Source organism: Oleiphilus sp. HI0086 (genome assembly GCF_001635225.1).
This window is the reverse complement of record NZ_LWFZ01001109.1, coordinates 1-1,674: the sequence shown is the minus strand read 5'-3', so window position 1 is coordinate 1,674 and position 1,674 is coordinate 1. Positions and strand designations below refer to the sequence as shown.

Below are 1,674 nucleotides of genomic sequence, written 5' to 3'. Positions count from 1 at the left end.
GGGCACTGTAGGTTCCGGTTTGCAAATCATCAATGTTTATATTCTGAGAGGAAAAGTACTGTGCAATCTCGTGAACGATACCCGGGTTATCCAATGCAACAACGCTAACCGTATACGCTAGTGCAGGGTGGCTGTCCCGCTGCTGTGTTTGCTTCGCAGTGGTGGTAAGACCAAGTGACTCGGACAGTGCTGGTAGGCTCGCTTCAAGTTTTGCTATAGCATCCCAAGCGCCGGAAACCATCATTATCACGGCGAATTCGCCCCCGAGCACTGTCATTCTACTGTCTATGATATTGCATTGGTTGGTCGAGCAGGCTTTTGCTAGCTCATTAACGATACCTGGCTTGTCGGTGCCAATAGAAGAAATAACCAAAAAGTTTGGTTTGTGATCTGTATTGCCCATAATTTCGCCTTAGTTGAGTGGGTTGTTGGACGATATTTTTGTTTCTTTGCCATATAGTAAGGCATGTTTACTTGTGAAAAAACCATCTCGGCATTAACATACGCGATTGTTTTTACTTTGTACCGTTTCAGTATCTGTTTTTGAGTAAAAAGTGCGCAGATATTTTCTTGGAGATCAATATGATTGAAGGCAGCATTGTTGCCCTGGTAACGCCCATGTTTGAAGACGGAAGTCTTGATTGGGAACGTTTGGATTCCCTGCTGGACTTCCATGTCGAAAAAGGAACTAATGCTATTGTTGCTGTTGGTACCACTGGTGAGTCTGCAACGCTCGACCCTGCAGAGCATTGCAGCGTTATCGATCATATAATTAAACGTATTGCTGGAAGAATTCCTGTTATCGCTGGCACAGGCGCAAACTCTACTTCAGAGGCTATTGAACTCACGCGTGAAGCTAAGAAGCTTGGTGCTGATGCATGCTTGCTGGTGGCGCCATATTACAACAAGCCTACTCAAGAAGGCCTATACCTTCATCATAAAGCGATTGCTGAAGCAGTAGAAATTGATCAGATTCTTTACAACGTACCGGGTCGAACAGTTGTTGATATGCAGAACGAGACGGTTCTTCGTTTAGCTGATGTACCTAATATTGTCGGCATTAAAGACGCCACAGGTGATATTGCTCGTGGCAGTGAACTCATCAAGTCCTTAAATGGCAAAATGCCGGTCTATTCGGGTGATGATGAAACTGCTTATAAGTTGATCTTGGCGGGTGCCAAAGGCAATATTTCAGTTACAGCTAATGTACTTCCTGCTGAGATGAGTCAGCTTTGTCGCCTAGCGCTTGATGGTAAGGCTGAGCAAGCTCAAACTTTGAATGATCAGTTGGCGTCAGTTCACGAAGCAATGTTCGTTGAAGCTAACCCCATACCTGTTAAGTTCGCGTTAAATAGAATGGGTCTGATTGGCTCAGGTATTCGCTTGCCATTGACTGAGCTAAGCAAACAATATCATTCGCAAGTAGAGTCTGCGTTAACAGCGAAAAAACTGATTTGATGAGTGATATAACTATTAAAATTATTGCCCGTCGGGCCTTACTGGTTTTTTCTGCTTTCGCATTAACGGCATGTGGGCTGATCAAAGACAGATCTGGGGAGTACAATGCTGCTGAGACAAGCCAAAGGATTACTGTGCCGGAGGGGTATTCAGATCTAAAAATTGGTTCTCGTTATCCTATTCCGAACGTTGATCGTAAAGCGGCCAGTTCTGATC

2 protein-coding genes and 1 pseudogene are annotated in these 1,674 nt (G+C 44.6%); 2 read left to right on the top strand and 1 reads right to left on the bottom strand.

Annotation, left to right across the window (positions count from 1 at the left end; translation table 11 throughout):
• Positions 1-403, bottom strand: a 403-nt coding sequence (locus tag A3756_RS19620; protein WP_068554391.1) for a glycine cleavage system protein R, incomplete at its 3' end; no start/stop codon positions are given.
• 179 nt (positions 404-582) lie between these two features.
• Here A3756_RS19620 and dapA point away from each other — a divergent pair.
• The gene (gene dapA, locus A3756_RS19615) at positions 583-1,458 is read left to right on the top strand and encodes a 4-hydroxy-tetrahydrodipicolinate synthase (RefSeq protein ID WP_068507802.1); all 876 of its coding nucleotides are present in this window, start codon (positions 583-585) and stop codon (positions 1,456-1,458) included.
• Positions 1,458-1,674, top strand: a pseudogene (locus A3756_RS28835) (hypothetical protein); the annotation flags it as partial. The gene dapA and the pseudogene A3756_RS28835, both read left to right, overlap by 1 nt.